Source organism: Streptomyces tubercidicus (genome assembly GCF_027497495.1).
Lineage (GTDB): Bacteria > Actinomycetota > Actinomycetes > Streptomycetales > Streptomycetaceae > Streptomyces > Streptomyces tubercidicus.
This window is the reverse complement of the sequence record NZ_CP114205.1, coordinates 6224885-6242096: the sequence shown is the minus strand read 5'-3', so window position 1 is coordinate 6242096 and position 17212 is coordinate 6224885. Positions and strand designations below refer to the sequence as shown.

General features: G+C 72.2%; 14 protein-coding genes. 5 read left to right on the top strand and 9 right to left on the bottom strand.

From position 1 onward, the window contains the following. Window positions 1–176 precede the first annotated feature (176 nt). Both STRTU_RS27200 and STRTU_RS27195 read left to right on the top strand, forming a co-directional pair. Window positions 177–1727 carry a UvrD-helicase domain-containing protein gene (locus tag STRTU_RS27200; RefSeq protein WP_159747274.1) on the top strand — a complete coding sequence of 517 codons (1551 nt, stop codon included), beginning with the start codon at window positions 177–179 and terminating at the stop codon, window positions 1725–1727. A 46-nt stretch (window positions 1728–1773) separates the two neighbouring features. After that, window positions 1774–2088: a DUF6343 family protein gene (locus STRTU_RS27195; RefSeq protein WP_167539270.1), complete on the top strand. Its 315-nt coding sequence runs from the start codon at window positions 1774–1776 to the stop codon at window positions 2086–2088. Window positions 2089–2646: 558 nt separating this feature from the next. On the opposite strand, the gene STRTU_RS27190 is transcribed toward STRTU_RS27195, so the two are convergent. The 5 genes from STRTU_RS27190 to rpsA form a co-directional block, all read right to left on the bottom strand. Next, window positions 2647–3066: a tetratricopeptide repeat protein gene (locus STRTU_RS27190; RefSeq protein WP_159747273.1), complete on the bottom strand. Its 420-nt coding sequence runs from the start codon at window positions 3064–3066 to the stop codon at window positions 2647–2649. Window positions 3067–3750: 684 nt separating this feature from the next. Continuing rightward, window positions 3751–4209 (bottom strand): cupin domain-containing protein, encoded by a 459-nt coding sequence (locus STRTU_RS27185; protein WP_246241476.1) that lies wholly within the window; start codon window positions 4207–4209, stop codon window positions 3751–3753. Window positions 4210–4232: 23 nt separating this feature from the next. Next, a complete protein-coding gene (gene coaE / locus STRTU_RS27180) occupies window positions 4233–4823 on the bottom strand; it encodes a dephospho-CoA kinase (protein WP_159747272.1) in 591 nt (196 codons plus the stop codon). Between the two features lie 311 nt (window positions 4824–5134). Beyond that, complete coding sequence (locus STRTU_RS27175) at window positions 5135–6088, bottom strand: PAC2 family protein (RefSeq protein WP_159747271.1); 954 nt, start codon at window positions 6086–6088, stop codon at window positions 5135–5137. Window positions 6089–6552: 464 nt separating this feature from the next. After that, complete coding sequence (gene rpsA / locus STRTU_RS27170) at window positions 6553–8076, bottom strand: 30S ribosomal protein S1 (RefSeq protein WP_159480333.1); 1524 nt, start codon at window positions 8074–8076, stop codon at window positions 6553–6555. Between the two features lie 376 nt (window positions 8077–8452). Here rpsA and STRTU_RS27165 point away from each other — a divergent pair, with 376 nt between their 5' ends. Together STRTU_RS27165 and STRTU_RS27160 are read left to right on the top strand one after the other, a co-directional pair. Beyond that, a complete protein-coding gene (locus STRTU_RS27165; protein ID WP_159747270.1) occupies window positions 8453–9274 on the top strand; it encodes a class I SAM-dependent methyltransferase in 822 nt (273 codons plus the stop codon). Between the two features lie 83 nt (window positions 9275–9357). Beyond that, window positions 9358–12054 carry an ATP-dependent RNA helicase gene (locus STRTU_RS27160; RefSeq protein WP_159747269.1) on the top strand — a complete coding sequence of 899 codons (2697 nt, stop codon included), beginning with the start codon at window positions 9358–9360 and terminating at the stop codon, window positions 12052–12054. Between the two features lie 51 nt (window positions 12055–12105). On the opposite strand, the gene pgfA is transcribed toward STRTU_RS27160, so the two are convergent. From pgfA to STRTU_RS27145, 3 genes are all read right to left on the bottom strand, one after another. Then, window positions 12106–13122, bottom strand: coding sequence for a cell envelope lipid trafficking protein PgfA (gene pgfA, locus STRTU_RS27155; protein ID WP_159749596.1), 1017 nt, complete (start codon window positions 13120–13122; stop codon window positions 12106–12108). Window positions 13123–13218: 96 nt separating this feature from the next. Then, window positions 13219–13353 carry an SPW_0924 family protein gene (locus STRTU_RS27150; RefSeq protein ID WP_159747268.1) on the bottom strand — a complete coding sequence of 45 codons (135 nt, stop codon included), beginning with the start codon at window positions 13351–13353 and terminating at the stop codon, window positions 13219–13221. A 183-nt stretch (window positions 13354–13536) separates the two neighbouring features. Continuing rightward, the gene (locus STRTU_RS27145) at window positions 13537–15384 is read right to left on the bottom strand and encodes a lytic transglycosylase domain-containing protein (RefSeq protein ID WP_159747267.1); all 1848 of its coding nucleotides are present in this window, start codon (window positions 15382–15384) and stop codon (window positions 13537–13539) included. A 151-nt stretch (window positions 15385–15535) separates the two neighbouring features. Here STRTU_RS27145 and STRTU_RS27140 point away from each other — a divergent pair, with 151 nt between their 5' ends. Beyond that, entirely contained in the window at window positions 15536–16483 is a 948-nt protein-coding gene (locus tag STRTU_RS27140) for a DUF4184 family protein (RefSeq protein WP_159747266.1), read from the top strand. On the opposite strand, the gene STRTU_RS27135 is transcribed toward STRTU_RS27140, so the two are convergent. Next, on the bottom strand, window positions 16380–17141 hold the full coding sequence (locus tag STRTU_RS27135; RefSeq protein WP_246241475.1) for a rhomboid-like protein: 762 nt from the start codon (window positions 17139–17141) through the stop codon (window positions 16380–16382). The two genes, STRTU_RS27140 and STRTU_RS27135, sit on opposite strands and share 104 nt — an antisense overlap. Between the last annotated feature and the right edge of the window lie 71 nt (window positions 17142–17212).

Here is a 17212-nt window from a genome sequence, read left to right as displayed (position 1 = left end):
CTGAGTCCGATGGAACCAGACAGCACTGACAACGCCTCCCACCTGCGCTTTCCGCACACCGGCCGGAGTTATCCACAGCCCACGAAAATCTCCTTGCCCGCACACCGAAATCCGCTACGGTGAGCGAGGTCATCACTCTCAGTGATCGACCAGCTCGATATCGGTGAGGAGCGCTCATGCACACGCACACCCCCACGCACGAACAAGCCGCCGCGACGGAGGCCTTCCCGACCGGCGCACATCTCGTGATCCAGGCCGGCGCCGGGACCGGCAAGACCACGACCCTCGCACTGCTCGCCCGCACCGCGCGGCGGCAGGGCCGACGGGGCCGCTATATCGCCTTCAACAGAGCTGTCGCACGCCAGGCCGCCCGAGCCTTCCCCACCGAGGTGACCTGCGGGACCGCCCATGCCCTCGCCTACACCTCCGTCGGCAGGGACTACCAGGCGCGGATGAACGCCCCACGGCAAGCGGGCTGGCGCACGGGCGCGGCCCTGGGCATCGACGAGGACATGTCCGTACGCCTCGGAGCGCGCAAGATCACCAACAGGGCGCTCTCCCACACGGTCCTGCGCACCGTCACCCGCTTCTGCCAGTCGGCAGACACCGAGATCGCCCCGCACCACGTCCCGCCCCTGCGCGGAGCCGAAACCGAGCCGCTGCGGGCACAGCTCGCCGAGCTCACCCTCCCCTACGCGCGCAAGGCCTGGGCCGATTTACAGCGCCCCGATCACGGCGTGGTCCGCTTCGAGCATGACCACTACCTCAAGATGTGGGCACTGCGTGATCCCGTCATCCCGGCGGACTTCCTGCTCCTCGACGAGGCACAGGACACCAACCCCGTGGTCGAGCAGGTCTTCACGGCCCAGGGTGACCACGCTCAGCTGGTGCTGGTCGGGGACTCCGCCCAGGCCATCTACGGCTGGCGCGGCGCGCGCGACGTGATGACCGGATTCGACGGCCGACAGCTCAGCCTCTCCCGCTCGTTCCGCTTCGGCCCCTCGCTCGCCGCCGAGGCCAATCGCTGGCTCACGATCATCGGCGCACCGATCCGGCTCACAGGGTCACCCGGCCTGGAGACGGAGTTGGGCACGGCCCGTGCGCCGGACGCGGTCCTGTGCCGGACCAATGTGGGAGCGATGGTGGAGGTGATACGACAGCTGGACGCGAACCGCCGGGTCGCGCTGGCCGGCGGCGGCGAGGCACTCAGCGCCCTTGCCCGCGCCGCACACGACCTTGAGTCCGGACGCCGCACGGCACACCCGGAACTGATGCTCTTCGAGACCTGGGGCGAACTACGCGAGTACGCGGAGTTCGACCCGGCCGGACGGGATCTGCTGCCCCTGGTGGAGCTCGTCGACGAGCACGGCACGGAGACACTGCTGTGTGCCCTGGACCGGCTCTCCCCCGAGGACTCCGCCGAGGTGACGGTGTCCACGGCTCATCGGGCCAAGGGCCGGGAGTGGGCGCGCGTGCGCATCGCCGACGATTTCACCGCCCCCGAAGACCACGACGAGCGCCACGAGGACGGAACCCCCGTCCCCGGCCCGATCGACATCGACGAGGCGCGCTTGGCCTACGTCGCCGTGACCCGCGCCCGATCGCTGCTCGACCTCGGCGGGCTTTCGTGGATCAACAGCCACCCCGCCGGCGACCCACGCCCCACCACGGAGAAACCCGGGGAGCAGAGGGTGAAAAGTGTGGAAAGAGGTGCCGGCGGCTGGTGACTGGCTCATCGAACGGGAGGATCCTGGAGGTGGGAGATGGGTTCCGATGCGTACAGGAGATGAGCCCCTTCATGCACGCAGCCCACTGAAAATCCGTTGCGGGCTGGCGCTGTGGGGGTTGCTGTGGACGATCGCCGGAGCCGTGGCCTTCGTCAACGCCGGTAGGCCGGAGTGGGCCGCCGCGTGTGCCGCGCTGGCGATGGTGGCGGCCACGGACCTGGCATTGGTGATCCGCCACATCCGCCAGGGAGCGCACTACCAGCCGGGCAAGGACGTACCGCCCTACACCCCTGACCGAGGCCGCAACGACGCGTTCGACATACGCAACGGCATGGGCCGGAGACGCAACAACAGGCCGTAGCGGCTGCAGGCCGGGGGGCTGCGGAGGCGGAGGGGCTGCGGGGCCGGAGGCGCGACAGAGTCCGTACGGGCTTGCGAGGGCGGAGAGGCTGCGGGGCCGGAGGCGTGATAGCAGGCCGGAGGGCTGCGGGCGGAGACGGAACAGCAAGCCGTAGGGACTGCGGGGAGTGGTGCCGGGCGGCCCGGATCGCACCGTGTGCTGGCCTGATGCCTCTCGGGTACGGAACGGGACGAGGGTCCGACCGGAGAGGGCCACACGACCCGCGCTCCAGGTGCCCGGAGCTACCCCCGGTCGGCTCCACCCAGAGGGACCGCCCGGACGCTCCTACGCACCGCGTCGTGGGCCGGTCGCACCCCGGCGGGTGGGCGCCGCGTGGCGGCACCGGGGCTGGCGGCCGACCATTCCCGGACCGTAGGGACATGCCCCCGCCGGCCCCGGGCCGCCGTACTTACGACGCGGCACGGCCTGGCCGCCCGGACCCCATGGCGTCACACTCCCGCTGGCGCGCACAAGACACCCCGAGGGAAGGGAGGTTGACACGGAACGGCCTCGGCGTGACTACTCCGGGTCGCGGTTTGACGGACCGGGGTCGCGTTCGCCGTCACCGTCACCGGTGTCGTGTGCGAAGCGGGCGGCTTCGATGTACTCCGGGCGCGGCTCAAGAGCCGCGGCCAGTCGGAAGTGGCGCAGCGCCTCCTCGGACCGGCCGCCGCGTTCCAGGGTGCGGCCGAGTGCGAAGTGCGCGAAGGCGTTGTCCGGTTCGCGTTCCAGCACGATCTGGAATTCGAGTTCCGCGGGACGCAGTTGCGCGGCGAGAAAGAAGGCACGGGCGCGCAGCAGTCGGGCCGCGGTGTTCTCGGGATGCGCTGTGATGACCGAGTCCAGCAGTTGGATCGCGCCGCGCGGGTCGCGGGTCGCCAACAGCTGCTCCGCGGCGCGGAAGTCGATGACATGCGTCTCGGGGCTGCTCTCGGGCACGGCCTGCTCCTCTCCCTCGCCGTCGGGACATCCATCGTCTGCGGACCGTACGGCGTTGCCTGGGGCACAACAATCCCATCGGTCCCGGCATTCCCCCGTCGGCACGGCCTCAACCGGCCCTACCAGCGACGCTGCATGAGGCTCTCACCACGTGCCGGGGAGGAGCGACGACGCAGCCCGAAGGGGACGGAGGGCTGCTGCGCGACGCAGGGTGGCCGCAAAGAAGCAGGCGACGCATCGAGGGCGCAAGGAAGCAGGCGACGGGCAACGGAGCGGAGGCGGAGGCGGCGGGAGGGTGGGAGGGGAGGGGGAGGGCCCCAGAGCCACGCGCCCGCCTTCCTCTCCAGACAGCCGCCAGCCCGCCCCAATTTCCCCGCGCCCTCAGCCGTCAGCCGTCAGCCGTCAGCCGTCAGCACCTGCCTACCCGGTCCTGTCTCGCCATGCTGGCTCTTCCCTGCCGCGACGCGCCCTCGCCCTCGCCCTGCATGCTGGGTGCTGTCGTCCAGCAGCACACGCCGGGAGTCGACGTAGTTGGCGAGACTCTTCAGGCTGCCGGTGGGCGGGGGGCCGTCGAGCTCCCCCGCCCCTGCCGGATACCGTTCCCCTGCCCCTGCCCCCGCTGGCCCTGTCCCGCCGCCCGCGCCCCGCACCCGTACCGCCAGGCCCTGCCCACCCGGCCTGCCTCTACAAGCTGATGTGGTACGCCTTGCGGAGTGTCTCGTGCACGGTCCAGCGAGTCTGGTCGCCCTCGCGCAGGACGCAGGCGTCGCCGGGGCCTACCTCCAGTACCGGGCCGCCCTCGACCTCGATGGTGGCGCGCCCGCTGACGACCACGAACAGCTCATTGGCCTCGGTGTCCGTCACCACGCCCGGAGTGATCTGCCAGATTCCCCGGATCTGCTGCCCGTCGGGGGCCTCCCACAGCACCTTGCCGGTCACCACCGGGTCACCGGAGACGATCTGGGAAGGGTCCAGGGGCTCCGGCTCCAGATCGTCGTCCGCGATGCCGGGGATGTTGACCACGAACGATGCCGGCGCCGCGTCCCCAGCGGAGGACTCGGCGGCGGTGCCGGAAACGGGCTCCGCAGCGCGGGCGGACTCAAGGTCAGGGGTGTGGGCGTCAAGGCCGGAAGTAGCAGTCATGGCGGCGAGGGTATCGTCGGGCCTCAGGCGGTCCTCAGGCGCTCCCATACTGCGCGGACCTGCGGTTCCAGCTCCTCCAGCGGTCCGTCGTTGTCGATGACCAGATCCGCGACCGCCAGCCGCTGTTCGCGAGACGCCTGCGCCGCCATCCGGGACTTGGCCTCGTCCTCGGCCATGCCGCGCAGCCGTACCAAGCGGTCCAGCTGGGTCTGTGGTGCGGCGTCGACGACCACCACGAGGTCGTAGAGCGGTGCCAGCCCGTTCTCCGTCAGCAGCGGCACGTCGTGGACCACCACCGCGTCCGGGCCTGCCGATGCTTCGAGTTCGGCCGACCGTGCCCCGACCAGCGGATGCACGATCGCGTTGAGGGCCTTGAGCTTGTCGGGTTCGGCGAACACGATGCCGCCCAGTTTCGGCCGGTCCAGCGTGCCGTCCGGTGCGAGGATGTCGTCCCCGAACTCCGCGACCACTGCGGCAAGTCCGGGTGTTCCCGGCTCAACGACCTCGCGTGCGATCTTGTCCGCGTCCACGATCACCGCGCCATACGACGCCAGCAGTCGCGAAACCTCACTTTTGCCCGCGCCGATTCCGCCGGTCAGCCCCACCTTCACCATGCACCCACGCTATACGCTGCGCCCGGACGGCAGCAGACTCCGGCCCATTCAGCATCATCCCGGTTCGTGCCATCGGCCGACAGGCACCGGCCCGTTCAGGCACCAACCCGGTTCGTGCACCGCCCACTTCAGGCACTGGCCCTTAGCGCACCGGCCCCTTCACACCACGTACCCACCGGTCACGCACCACCCAGATCGATCAGGCACCCACCCGTCGGGGCACCCACAGGACAGGCCCCCAGACCGATCACGCCCTACCCAAATCACACACCGACCGGCTCACGCACCGACCGGCTCACGCACCACCCGGCTCACCCCCCACCCGTCCCCCCATCCCCCTCCCGCTCTGCCAAGAAGCGCTCGAATTCCCTGCCGATCTCGTCGGCCGAGGGCAGTTCCACCGACTCGGCCACCAGATTTCCCCGGCTTTCCGCTCCGGCCACCGCGTCATACTGATGCTCCAGCCCGCTGACCAGTGCGACCAGTTCCTCGTCGCCCTCCGAGATCTGGCGCTCGATCTCCTCCTGGGTCCGCAGCGCCTCCGTGCGCAGTGAATGCGCGGCGCCCGGCAGTACCAGGCCGGTCGCGGCCGTCACGGCCTCCAGAGCGGTCAGCGCGGCGTCCGGGTACGCGGACCGGGCGATGTAGTGCGGTACATGCGCCGCCACCCCCAGGACATCGTGGCCCGCTTCCGCCAGCCGGAATTCGATCAGCGCCTCCGCGCTGCCGGGCACCTGCGCCTCATCGAAGAACCCGCCGTGGCCCGGCATCAGATCGGTGCGGTTGCCGTGCGGGGTGATGCCTACCGGGCGGGTGTGCGGGACGCCCATGGGGATGCCGTGGAAGTTCACCGAGAGGCGCACACCGAGCCGCTCCACGATCTCCTTCACGGCGCCCGCGAAGCGCTCCCACTCCACATCCGGTTCGGGTCCGGACAGCAGCAGGAACGGCGCGTCGGTGGTGTCCCGTACGAGCCGCAGCTCAATGCTCGGGGTCTCGTAGGCGGTCCAGCGGCCGCTCTCAAAGGTGAGCAAGGGGCGGCGGGCCCGGTAGTCGACGAGGCGGTCGTGGTCGAAGCGGGCGACGACCTCGTTCGGCAGGCCGTCCAGCAGCCGTTCCACGATCTGGTCGCCGGTCTCGCCGGCGTCGATGTACCCGTCGAAGTGGTACAGCAGCACCAGTCCGGCGGAGTCCCTGGAGGCGATCGCCTCCACCTCCGCGAGCCCGCTCGGCTCCCATTCATACAAACCCTGGGGATCCAACACAGTGACCGCTCCTCCTCGTTCTCATGAGCGGCAACGCACGGCCCGGCTCAGTCATTCCCGCCAACGGAGTTCCCGCCAACGGAGATGGATGTCCAGCCCCACTGTGCGCACCGCCCGGCCCCACACCAGTGCCAGTCCCCCACCGCGCCCCTCCCACACACCGGCCCCCATCCCGCCCGTACGAAACCGGCCGCTTCCAGCCTCACGCGCCCCGCCCGCCCTGCCGCACTCCCGGACCACGCCTGCCCACAGGAGCTGGCAGGTCCTCACACCCCCAACAGGCAGCACCAACAGGCGGCACCAACAAACAAGTTCACTCCCCGCGCCCCACTCCCCGGCCCGGCACCCGCACCGGCCCCAGCCCCCTGCCTCGCCCTCCTCCCCCACCCCCAAACACAACGAAGGCCCGCTCCCCCCAAGGGGAACGGGCCTTCGTCTATCGGCTAGTGCCTATCGGCGAGAACTCAGCTCTGGCCGCCGGCCAGCTTCTCGCGGAGCGCGGCGAGCGCCTCGTCCGACGCCAGGGCGCCGGAGTTGTCCGCCGACTCCGAGGAGTAGGAGCCGCCGCCGCCACCGGCGTTGCCGCCGCCGGCCTGGCCGCCACCCTGCGCCGCCGGTGCCGCAGCACCCTCGGCCGCAGCCTGCTCGTCGGCCTCGCGGGACTTGATGACCTGAGCCTGGTGCTGCTCGAAGCGCTGCTGCGCCTCGGCGTACTGGTTCTCCCACGCCTCGCGCTGGGTCTCGTAGCCCTCGAGCCAGTCGTTGGTCTCGGGGTCGAAGCCCTCGGGGTAGATGTAGTTGCCCTGGTCGTCGTAGGACGCGGCCATGCCGTACAGGGTCGGGTCGAACTCGACGGCCGACGGGTCGGCGCCGAAGGACTCGTTGGCCTGCTTCAGCGACAGCGAGATCCGGCGACGCTCAAGGTCGATGTCGATGACCTTGACGAAGATCTCGTCGTTGACCTGGACAACCTGCTCCGGGATCTCGACGTGGCGCTCGGCCAGCTCGGAGATGTGGACCAGGCCCTCGATGCCCTCGTCGACGCGCACGAACGCACCGAAGGGAACGAGCTTGGTGACCTTACCCGGGACGACCTGACCGATCTGGTGGGTCCGGGCGAACTGCTGCCACGGGTCTTCCTGGGTCGCCTTGAGCGACAGGGACACGCGCTCGCGGTCCATGTCGACGTCCAGGACCTCGACCGTGACCTCCTGGCCGACCTCGACGACCTCGGAGGGGTGGTCGATGTGCTTCCAGGACAGCTCGGAGACGTGGACGAGACCGTCGACGCCGCCCAGGTCCACGAAGGCACCGAAGTTGACGATGGAGGAGACGACGCCGGAGCGCACCTGGCCCTTCTGGAGGGTGGTGAGGAAGGTCTGGCGGACCTCGCTCTGGGTCTGCTCCAGCCAGGCACGGCGGGACAGGACCACGTTGTTGCGGTTCTTGTCCAGCTCGATGATCTTGGCCTCGAGCTCCTTGCCCACGTAGGGCTGCAGGTCGCGGACGCGGCGCATCTCGACCAGGGAGGCCGGGAGGAAGCCACGGAGGCCGATGTCGAGGATGAGACCACCCTTGACGACCTCGATGACGGTACCGGTGACGATCCCGTCCTCTTCCTTGATCTTCTCGATGGTGCCCCAGGCGCGCTCGTACTGGGCGCGCTTCTTCGAGAGGATCAGGCGGCCTTCCTTGTCCTCCTTCTGGAGGACCAGGGCCTCGATCTCGTCACCGACGGCAACGACCTCGTTGGGGTCGACGTCGTGCTTGATCGAGAGCTCGCGGCTCGGGATGACGCCTTCGGTCTTGTAACCGATGTCGAGCAGGACCTCGTCCCGGTCGACCTTCACGATGACGCCGTCGACGATGTCGCCGTCGTTGAAGTACTTGATCGTCTCGTCGATCGCGGCGAGGAAAGCTTCCTCGTTACCGATGTCGTTGACCGCAACCTGCGGGGTGGTGGCGGTGGTCTCGGTGCTGCTCGTCATGTGGGAAAGGGCTCCGGTACGGACATTGAAGTCGTAGGTACTGCTACGCCGAGAGCCCGTATCGCCTCTGCATAAGCCGGACAGTGTGAAGGGCGAATCATGAGGAAGCTCGCAAATGCAAAGCATCCGGAACGACCCGAAACGCCTCAAACCGAGGGGACATACATACAGATGCGAGCGCGGCCTGCTCCGTCTGAGGCGCGCAAGCCCGCAGCGCAACTTGTAGCATACGGGGGCAGCCGGACCCGGTCAATGCGCGAACGCGCACACCCGGGGCGGAAAGCCCCATAACCGGCACACGCGATGTTCCGCGAGGTCGAACGGCCTCACAGTCCCTGCAGCGACAAGCAGAGCAAAGACTACGACGACGGGCGCGATGAACCAAGACCACGAGCCCGAGGCGACCCGCCGTGACGCCTCGGACACCGAAAGCAGCCGGGCCAGCCGTGGGTGGTGGGACCGCAACGCGGACGAATACCAGAGCGAGCACGGTGCGTTCCTCGGGGACGACCGGTTCGTCTGGGGCCCCGAGGGGCTGGACGAGGCGGAGGCCGCACTGCTCGGGCCGGCCGCCGAGCTGAAGGGGCGGCGGATCCTGGAGATCGGGGCCGGCGCGGCACAGTGCTCCCGATGGCTGGCGGCGCAGGGCGCGCTCCCCGTGGCGCTGGACCTCTCCCACCGGCAACTACAGCACGCGCTGCGGATCGCGGACGGCGCGGCGGACGATGCCGTCGGGCTGGTGGAGGCGGACGCCGGGGCGCTGCCGTTCCGCGACCACAGCTTCGATCTCGCCTGCTCCGCCTATGGCGCGCTGCCGTTCGTCGCCGATCCGGTGCGGGTGCTGCGTGAGGTGCGCAGGGTGCTGCGGCCCGGGGGCCGGTTCGTCTTCTCCGTCTCCCATCCGATTCGGTGGGCCTTCCCCGACGAGCCGGGGCCCGAGGGGCTGTCTGTGGGGGCGTCGTATTTCGACCGCACGCCGTATGTGGAACAGGACGAGTCCGGGCGGGCCGTGTATGTGGAGCACCACCGGACGCTGGGCGACCGGGTGCGGGACGTGGTGGCCGCCGGGTTCCGGCTGGAGGATCTCGTCGAACCGGAATGGCCGGAGTGGAACACCCAGGAGTGGGGTGGCTGGTCGCCGCTGCGCGGGCATCTGATCCCGGGGACGGCGATCTTCGTGTGTACGGCGGAGGTCTAGATCGTTCAGCTGGGGACCGCTGTGCCCGGTGAGGGCGTGGGGCAGCGGGGCGGCGTACGGGGGCGGGGCGGCAGACTGGGGGCGTGATCCGCCGTGACGCCCTTGACCAGCTGCCCGTCCGTACCGCGTTGCCCGCGCTGCGCGCCGCCCTCGACGGGCCGGGGAGCGCGGTGCTGTGTGCGCCGCCGGGGACCGGCAAGACGACGCTGGTGCCGCTGGATCTGGCGGGGCTGACCGGCGACGGGCCGCTGCGGCGGGTGCTGGTCGCCGAGCCGCGCCGGATGGCGGCCCGTGCGGCCGCGCGGCGGATGGCCTGGCTGCTGGGCGAGGAGGTCGGCACGGGGGCCGCCCCGGCGCAGGGCTGGGGCCGGGTGGGGTACACGGTGCGGGGTGAGCGGCGGGCCGGGCCGCGTACCGCCGTGGAAGTGGTGACCACCGGGGTGCTGCTGCAGCGGCTGCAGCGGGACCCGGAGCTGGCCGGGGTCGATGTGGTGGTGCTCGACGAGTGCCATGAGCGGCATCTCGACGCCGATACCTCCGCGGCGTTCCTCCTGGACGTACGGGAAACCCTGCGGCCCGAACTGCGGCTGGTGGCGGCGTCCGCAACTACAGACGCTGAGGGGTGGGCGCGGCTGCTGGGTGGTGCGGAGGGTGCCGCGCCGGTGGTCGAGGCGGCGGGCGTGTCGCATCCCGTGGAGGTGGTGTGGGCGCCGCCGGAGCGGCCGGTACGGCCGCCGCACGGGACCCGGGTCGATCCGGCGCTGCTGACGCATGTGGCGAGGGTGGTGCGGCGGGCGCTGCGCGAGCGGACCGGGGATGTGCTGTGTTTCCTGCCCGGTGTCGGGGAGATCGGGCGGGTCGCCGGGGAGCTGGCGGGGGTGGACGCCGAGGTGTTGCAGGTGCACGGGCGGGCGCCGGCCGCGGTGCAGGACGCCGTATTGGCGGGCGGGAACGGCGTACGGCGTGTGGTGCTGGCGACGTCGGTGGCGGAGTCCAGTCTGACCGTGCCGGGTGTGCGGGTGGTGGTGGACAGCGGGCTGGCTCGGGTGCCGCGGACGGATCATGCGCGGGGGCTCAGCGCGCTCACCACCGTGCGGGCCTCGCGGGCGGCGGCCCGGCAGCGCGCGGGCCGGGCGGGGCGGGAGGCGCCGGGTGCGGTGTACCGCTGCTGGCCGGAGGGCGAGGACGGGCGGCTGCCGGCCTTCCCCGATCCGGAGATCAGGGTCGCCGATCTGACGGCGTTCGCCCTGCAGGCGGCGTGCTGGGGTGATCCGGCGGCCGACGGTCTGGCGCTGCTCGACGCGCCGCCGGCCGGGGCGCTGGCCGCGGCCCGGGAGGTGCTGACGGCGATCGGCGCGGTGGACGGGGACGGCCGGGCGACGGAGCGGGGCGTCCGTATGGCGCGGCTCGGACTGCATCCGCGACTGGCGCGGGCCCTGCTGGACGGGGCCCCTGAGGCGGGTGTGCGGCGTGCGGCGGAGGTGGTCGCCCTGTTGAGCGAAGAGCCGCCGCGGGCCTATGGGGACGATCTGGCGGCGGCGTGGCGGACCGCGCGGCGGGGCGGCGATGCGTACGGGGCGAGGTGGCGGCAGGAGGCGCGGCGACTGGCGTCGGCGGCCGGGGAGCCGCGGGGCGGGTCGGGTGTGGATACGGGCGCGGGCGGCGGCCGTGGTGTCGGGCAGCCGAGGGCCGGGGCGGATGCGGGCGGCGGACGTGGCGCCGGGGAGCCGCTCAGCGATGATGCCGTGGCCGGGCTCGTTGCCGCGCTGGCGTTCCCGGAGCGGGTGGCGCGGGCCCGTGGGGCGGGGAGTTACCTGATGGCGTCCGGGACCGGGGCCGAGCTGGCGGGGGCGGGGGCGCAGGCCGGATGGGGGCACCGGCCGGGCTCGTCGGGCTCGTCGGGCGCCGGGGACGGTTCGGGGCTGCGGGACGCGCCGTGGCTGGCGGTGGCGGTGGCGGACCGTCCGGTGGCGGCCGCGTCGGCGCGGGTGCGGCTGGCGGCGGTGATCGACGAGGAGACGGCCCGTGCGGCGGCGCCGGCGCTGTACGCGTCCGGTGAGGAGGTCCGCTGGTCGGACGGGGACGTGGTGGCCCGGCGGGTGACCCGGCTGGGGGCGATCGAGCTGGCGGCCCGGCCGCTGACCGCGCCCGACCCCGGGCTGCTGCGGGACGCGGTGGTGTCGGGCCTGCGGCGGGAGGGGCTCGGGCTGCTGCGGTGGCCGGCCGCCGCGGCGTCGCTGCGGCAGCGGATGGCGTTTGTGCACCGGGAGTTGGGGGCGCCGTGGCCCGATGTCTCGGATGCAGCGCTGTTGGAGTCCGTGGAGGAGTGGCTGGGGGTGGAGCTCGGGCGGGCGCGGCGGCGGGCCGATCTGGAGCGGATCGACGCCGGGCAGGCGCTGGCCCGGCTGCTGCCGTGGGCGTCCGGCGACGCGGTCCGCTTCGACGAGCTGGCGCCGGAGCGGATCGAGGTGCCGAGCGGTTCGCGGGTGCGGGTGGACTACGGCGGTGCGCAGCCGGTGCTGGCGGTCAAACTGCAGGAGCTGTTCGGCTGGCAGGAGTCGCCGCGGGTGGCCGGCGGGCGGGTGCCGGTGCTGGTGCATCTGCTCTCCCCCGCGGGGCGTCCGGCCGCCGTCACGGCCGATCTCGCCTCCTTCTGGCGGGACGGATACCGGTCCGTACGCGCGGAGTTGCGCGGTCGCTATCCGAAGCATCCCTGGCCGGAGGATCCTTCGGCGGCGGAGCCCACGCGGCATACGTCGGCGCGGCTCAAGCGGGGCTGAGCGCGGGGCCGGAGGGGCGCGGAGGCGGCTCGCTGACGTCATGGGTCCACGTTACGGTCCGGCACTGACAACGCCGTCGCCGGACGAGGGCGCCTCGTAGGCGGGCGGCCCGCCGGCCGGGGCGCGGGGGCGGCGGCCGCGGGCTTCGAGGTGCAGGCTCAGGGCGAGCAGGGCGGCGCCGAGGAGCAGGAAGCCCCAGGGGAGGTAGCGGGTGAGCAGCAGGACGAGGGTGCGCTGGGAGGTCACCAGGGCCACGGTGGAGTCGACGTAGTCCGCGCGCATCTTCACATGACCCGCGAAGGCGGTGACCTTGCCGCCGCCGGGCAGCAGATCGCCGCCGCGCAGCTCCTCCTTGTGGATCTCCTGGCCGTTGACGGGGGCGCCGGTGACGGGTTCGACCCAGAACATCCGCTTGGTGCTGTACCAGCGGGTGGTGCCCATCTTCGCGACGGACTCCGGGGTGATGCCCTTGACCGGCATCTTCTTGGGGAGGGCGACCTTGGTCCAGGGGATGGTCTGCTCGAAGTAGTAGACCTCCAGGCCGCGGAAGGTGCGGGTCCCCTTGTAGTGGATGGGGGCCGAGGTGCGGGTCTGGGCGTCGAAGTAGGTGTAGTCGCGCCGCTCGGTGAGGAACGGCCACTTGAACTCGATGCCCTCGCGGCGCACCGGGTCGCCGTCGACCATCTCGCCGGTGGCGTGCACGGGGTCCTGGGTATGCGCGTCGAAGAGATAGCGCTCGGGGATCGCGGAGACCATCTTGCCGTCGGGTCCGGCGACGTAGGACAGCGCGTCCCAGACGACGATGTCCCGGCCCGCGGACTTCTCGATCCGGTCGGAGGCCGCGACATCGCCCTTGAGGGTCTGGACGATGGTGACCTTCGGGACGCGTTCGGCCTTCATCGTCCCGTAGTTGAGGAGGGTGGCGGGCCTGGCCTCCAGGACCATGTCCTGGTACTGGCTGGGCGGGATCTTGGCGAGCCGGGGGAAGGCGTACCACCGCATCAGCGGGGACAGGGCGGTGAAGAAGACGGCGCAGGCGAGCAGCACCAGGCTCGCCCTGCGGCGCATACCGCGCGCCGGACGGCGGCGGCCGGGGCCGGAGGGCGGTCCGTCGGGGGTCCTGGGGGTGGGCACGGTACGGCGCATGACGGTCGCGTCCCTCCGTCAGGGGTGCTTGGGGACGGTGGTCAGCAGCGGCTTGGGGGAGGTGGTGCCGCTGGGGGCGCCGATCGCCGTGAGGGTGATGACGAGGGCGAACGCCGCGGCCAGTCCGACCGCGGCTGCTGTCAGGGCGCGCATGTCGGCCTCCCGGGAGCTGATACAGCGTCAGGGCGGGGGCACCGTAGCAACGGGCGGCGGAGATGAGAACAACATGGCACCGCCGTCCTGCCCGGGACGGCGGGCAGGACGGCGGAGGTGTACCGGGCGCGGACAGCGGCCCGGGGTTCGCAACCGGCCGTGCGGAGGGGCCGGGTGGCGTGGTCAGGAACGGGCCGCGGGGGCGACCTTCAGCTTGACGGTGAGGACGGCGCCGTCGGCGGTGGTCAGCCTCAGCAGGAACGTTCCCGAGTGCGCGTCGGTGTAGATCTTCGGGAGCTTCAGCAGGCCGTCGGCGTCGGTGGTGAGGCCGGTGAGCGTGCGGAGCGGCTTGTTCCGGGCGGCGCCGGTGGCCTCGGGGTCCTTGAAGTAGGGGCCCTTGTCGTTCTCCACCGGGTTGTTCGGGTCGGCGGTGACCATGGTGGCGGTGACCGCCACCCCCGCCGCGGCCTTGCCCTGGTAGGTCGCCTTGATCTCGACCGCGTCCTCCGCGAACGCCTTTCCGGCGGTCGCCGTGAGCTCCTTGTCGGAGGTACGGGCGAGCTGGTCGGCCTTCGGGGCGGGCTTGGCCTTGACGGTGGCGCCGATCTCGACGGCGGGTGCGGTGTGCCGCACGGTGGCGGCCCGGATGCGGAAGTCACCGGTCCGGTCGCCCGCCCGCAGGGTGGGGGCGGTGGCCAGGCCGTCCTTGTCCGTGGTGACGGTGACGGTGGTCGCGTCACCGGGGAAGCGGGCGTCGGTGGCCGCGGGGAGGGTGAAGCGGACGGGGACGCCGGCGACGGCCTTGCCCCGCGCGTCCTGGGCGCGGACCTGCGGCGGGGTGGCGAAGTCGGTGCCCGCGGTGGTGCTCAGGTCCGTGTCGCCGACCCGGACGAGCGCGGTGGGGTGCGCGGGCTCGGTGGGCGGCTTGGGGGTGGGCTTCTGGGGAGTCGGCTTCTGGGGGCTGCCCGGGGTGGGGTCGGTGCCGTCGGGGCGTCCCGGCTTGTCGGGGTGCTGTCCCTTGCCGGGCTGGTGGTCCTTCTCGGGCTGGTGCCCCTTGCCGGGCTTGCCGGGCCTGTCGGGGGTGCCGGATCCGCCGGGGCGCGGGCTCTTGCCCGGCTCGCCGCCGGAGGCGCCGTCGTGCCGGCGGCCTTCGGACCGGCCGCCGTTGTCGTCGCCGTGCCGCCCGGTATCGCGGTGGACCGGCAGCACGGCCTTGCCGTCCGGCACCTCGTGGGTGCCGTTGCGGTAGAACGTGTACCAGGACAGCACCGTGCGCAGATATTCCTCGGAGTGGTTGTAGCCGAGGATCGCCCGGTCCAGGTCCTCCTGGGCCGTCAGATCGCGGCCGCCCGCGCAGAGATAGCCGCCCGCGGCGAGCGAGGCGTCGAAGACGTTGTTCGGGTCCTTCTTGCCGTCGCCGTTGCCGTCGGCGCCCCAACCCGTGCCGTCGGGGCCGCCGTTGGCCCAGGTGGACGGGATGAACTGCATCGGGCCCACGGCACGGTCGTGGGTGAGGTCGCCGTCGTAGCGGCCGCCGTCGGTGTCGGTGATCCGGGCGAAGCCACGGCCGTTGAGCTGCGGGCCCAGTATCGGCTGGAGGGTGGTGCCTTCGGCGTCGACCGCTCCGCCGCGAGCCTGGCCGGACTCGACCTTGCCGATTCCGGCGAGCAGCTGCCAGGGCAGCCGGCAGCCCGGGTCGGAGCTGCCGATCGTGGACGCCGCCTTCTTGTACGCGGCCAGGACGGTGGCGGGGAGACCGGCCTCGGCGGGTCCCTTGCCGGTGGCGGGGTCCTGGCCGGTGTGCTGCGAACCGCGCGGCGGTACCGGGCTCTTGAGGGGCGGCAGGTCGGTGTAGTACCCGGAGCCGCCGTCGATGGGAACATCGGAGGGCGGCGGGGCCGGGCGCCGTTTGGCGGCCGCCGTGCCGGTGGCTCCCGGCGCCTGAGAGGCGGTCAGCGCGGCCAGCACCAAGGCTGCCACGGCCGTCGAGGCCGCTCCCCTGTGGAGCCGCCGTCGGAATGTGGCTGCCATACGTGGTTCCCCTCCGCATTGCCGTACCGCGCTGCTGACGCGGTATCGCGCTCCCCCAGCGCTCCAACTCAGGCGAGACTACGACAACTCGGGCCCGGCATCTACCACCCACTGGCACGCATAATGATCCGAACCGATCGAGGAGAGGCATATGCCGTTCACGCTCAGCCATGCCGCTGCCGTGCTCCCGGCGCTCCGGCGGACCGGCGCGGCCCGTGGTCCGCTGATCGCCTCGGCGCTCGTGGCGGGGTCCTTCGCACCCGATATGACGTACTACGCGGACACTCTGGTTCCCGGCGGTATGGCTTTCGGTGCGGTCACCCACTCGCTGCCCGGTGTGCTGACGGTGGATGTGCTGGTCACGGCGGTGCTCGTCGGCGGCTGGCTGCTGGTGCGCGAGCCGTTGACCGCGCTGGTGCCCTGGAGGTGGCGCGGCCCGGTCCACACTTTCGTGCGCGGCCGGCCCTGGCGGCCCCGGGGGCCTCGTGAACTCGCCGCCCTGGTGGGCTGGTTCCTGGTCTCGGCGGTACTGGGGGCGGCGACCCATGTGGTCTGGGACGCCTTCACCCACCCGGGCCGCTGGGGCACCCGGCTGGTGCCCGGTCTGGACCGGGTGGTGGGCGGCCTGCCGGTCTGTACGTATCTGCAGTACGGCACCTCGGCGCTCGCGGCGGTGGCGCTGGGCGCGTTTCTGTGGCCGGTCCTCCGGGCGCGGGACGGCGGCGCCGGGGCGGCGGGGGCGTCCGGGGCGGTCGGGGTACCGGTGCTGACCGTACGTCTGCGGCTGCTGCTGACCGCCCCGCTCGTGGTGTGCGTGGCGGCCGGTGCCGTGCACCGTGTGCTGCGGGCGCGCGCCGTATACGGGCCGTCGGCGACCGCGGCCGAGTACCTGCCGACCGCGCTCTTCGGCGCCGGGGCCGGCCTCGCCCTCGGACTGCCGCTCTTCGCGGTGGCCGTACGGCTGCTGCACCGCCGCGGCCTCCGCACCCGGCGCGCTACTCGGCGAGTGCCGGGCCCGCCGGTGGCGCCGGATCCGCCGGTGGCGCCGCGGCCGGGGCTGCGCGACGGGCAGCCCGCAGCAGGAAGGCCCCGCAGATGAAGCCGATGGCGGCCGCCAGCAGATGCCCGACGGTGGTGAAGTCGGGCAGCACCCCGCTCCAGTCGGCGCCGAGCACCGGCCAGGCGACGACACCGGCCGCGGCGAGCCACCGCGCCCGGCGCAGCAGCAGCGCCCCCGTCGCGAGCACCGCCTCCGCCCCGTAGCTGATGCCGAAGTCGGGGGCGTGCCGGACGCTGTCCGGGTACCAGCCCCGGGCGAGGGCCAGATAGATCAGCGGCACGGTGAGCAGCGTGGCCGCGACATGCCCCAGGACGAAGATGCCGTAGGCGCGCCCCGGCCCGTACCGCCGTTCCAGCCACGCCAGGCACACGGCGACGCCCAGGCCGAGCGTGATCAGCGTGCCGGCGAAGGCCACCGAGGTGATCTCGGTCAGCGTGCCGTCGAAGAACAGCATGCTGCCCGCCAGCGCCCGGAGCGGACGGTCGTGGAGGTTGTCGAGATGGGTACTGATGCCGAGCACCACCCGCTGCGCCTCCGTCGTGGACAGCACCGCGGTGCACCACAGATGGGTCGACAGCAGCAGTCCGACATAGCCGGCCGTGACCGGGCTGCGGGAGACATAGGTGCCCAGGGCGCGGGCGGCACGGCGCATCACGGGGTGATCAAAGCAGAGCTCCCCCGAAGGGGTACGCGCCATGACGCGTCCGGCGACGACCGGTTTCCGCCACCGTGGCGCGGGCCGGAAGCGGCGGCAACTCCAGGCCATAC

Excerpts from the sequence above, each read along its gene's own strand:
- STRTU_RS27135 (WP_246241475.1), bottom strand. The coding sequence starts at position 17,141 with ATGGCGCGTACCCCTTCGGGGGAGCTCTGCTTTGATCACCCCGTGATG.
- STRTU_RS27195 (WP_167539270.1), top strand. The coding sequence starts at position 1,774 with ATGCGTACAGGAGATGAGCCCCTTCATGCACGCAGCCCACTGAAAATC.
- coaE (WP_159747272.1), bottom strand. The coding sequence starts at position 4,823 with ATGGTGAAGGTGGGGCTGACCGGCGGAATCGGCGCGGGCAAAAGTGAG.
- STRTU_RS27150 (WP_159747268.1), bottom strand. The coding sequence starts at position 13,353 with ATGCGCGCCCTGACAGCAGCCGCGGTCGGACTGGCCGCGGCGTTCGCC.
- STRTU_RS27165 (WP_159747270.1), top strand. The coding sequence starts at position 8,453 with ATGAACCAAGACCACGAGCCCGAGGCGACCCGCCGTGACGCCTCGGAC.
- rpsA (WP_159480333.1), bottom strand. The coding sequence starts at position 8,076 with ATGACGAGCAGCACCGAGACCACCGCCACCACCCCGCAGGTTGCGGTC.
- STRTU_RS27185 (WP_246241476.1), bottom strand. The coding sequence starts at position 4,209 with ATGACTGCTACTTCCGGCCTTGACGCCCACACCCCTGACCTTGAGTCC.
- STRTU_RS27145 (WP_159747267.1), bottom strand. The coding sequence starts at position 15,384 with ATGGCAGCCACATTCCGACGGCGGCTCCACAGGGGAGCGGCCTCGACG.
- STRTU_RS27140 (WP_159747266.1), top strand. The coding sequence starts at position 15,536 with ATGCCGTTCACGCTCAGCCATGCCGCTGCCGTGCTCCCGGCGCTCCGG.
- pgfA (WP_159749596.1), bottom strand. The coding sequence starts at position 13,122 with ATGCGCCGCAGGGCGAGCCTGGTGCTGCTCGCCTGCGCCGTCTTCTTC.
- STRTU_RS27200 (WP_159747274.1), top strand. The coding sequence starts at position 177 with ATGCACACGCACACCCCCACGCACGAACAAGCCGCCGCGACGGAGGCC.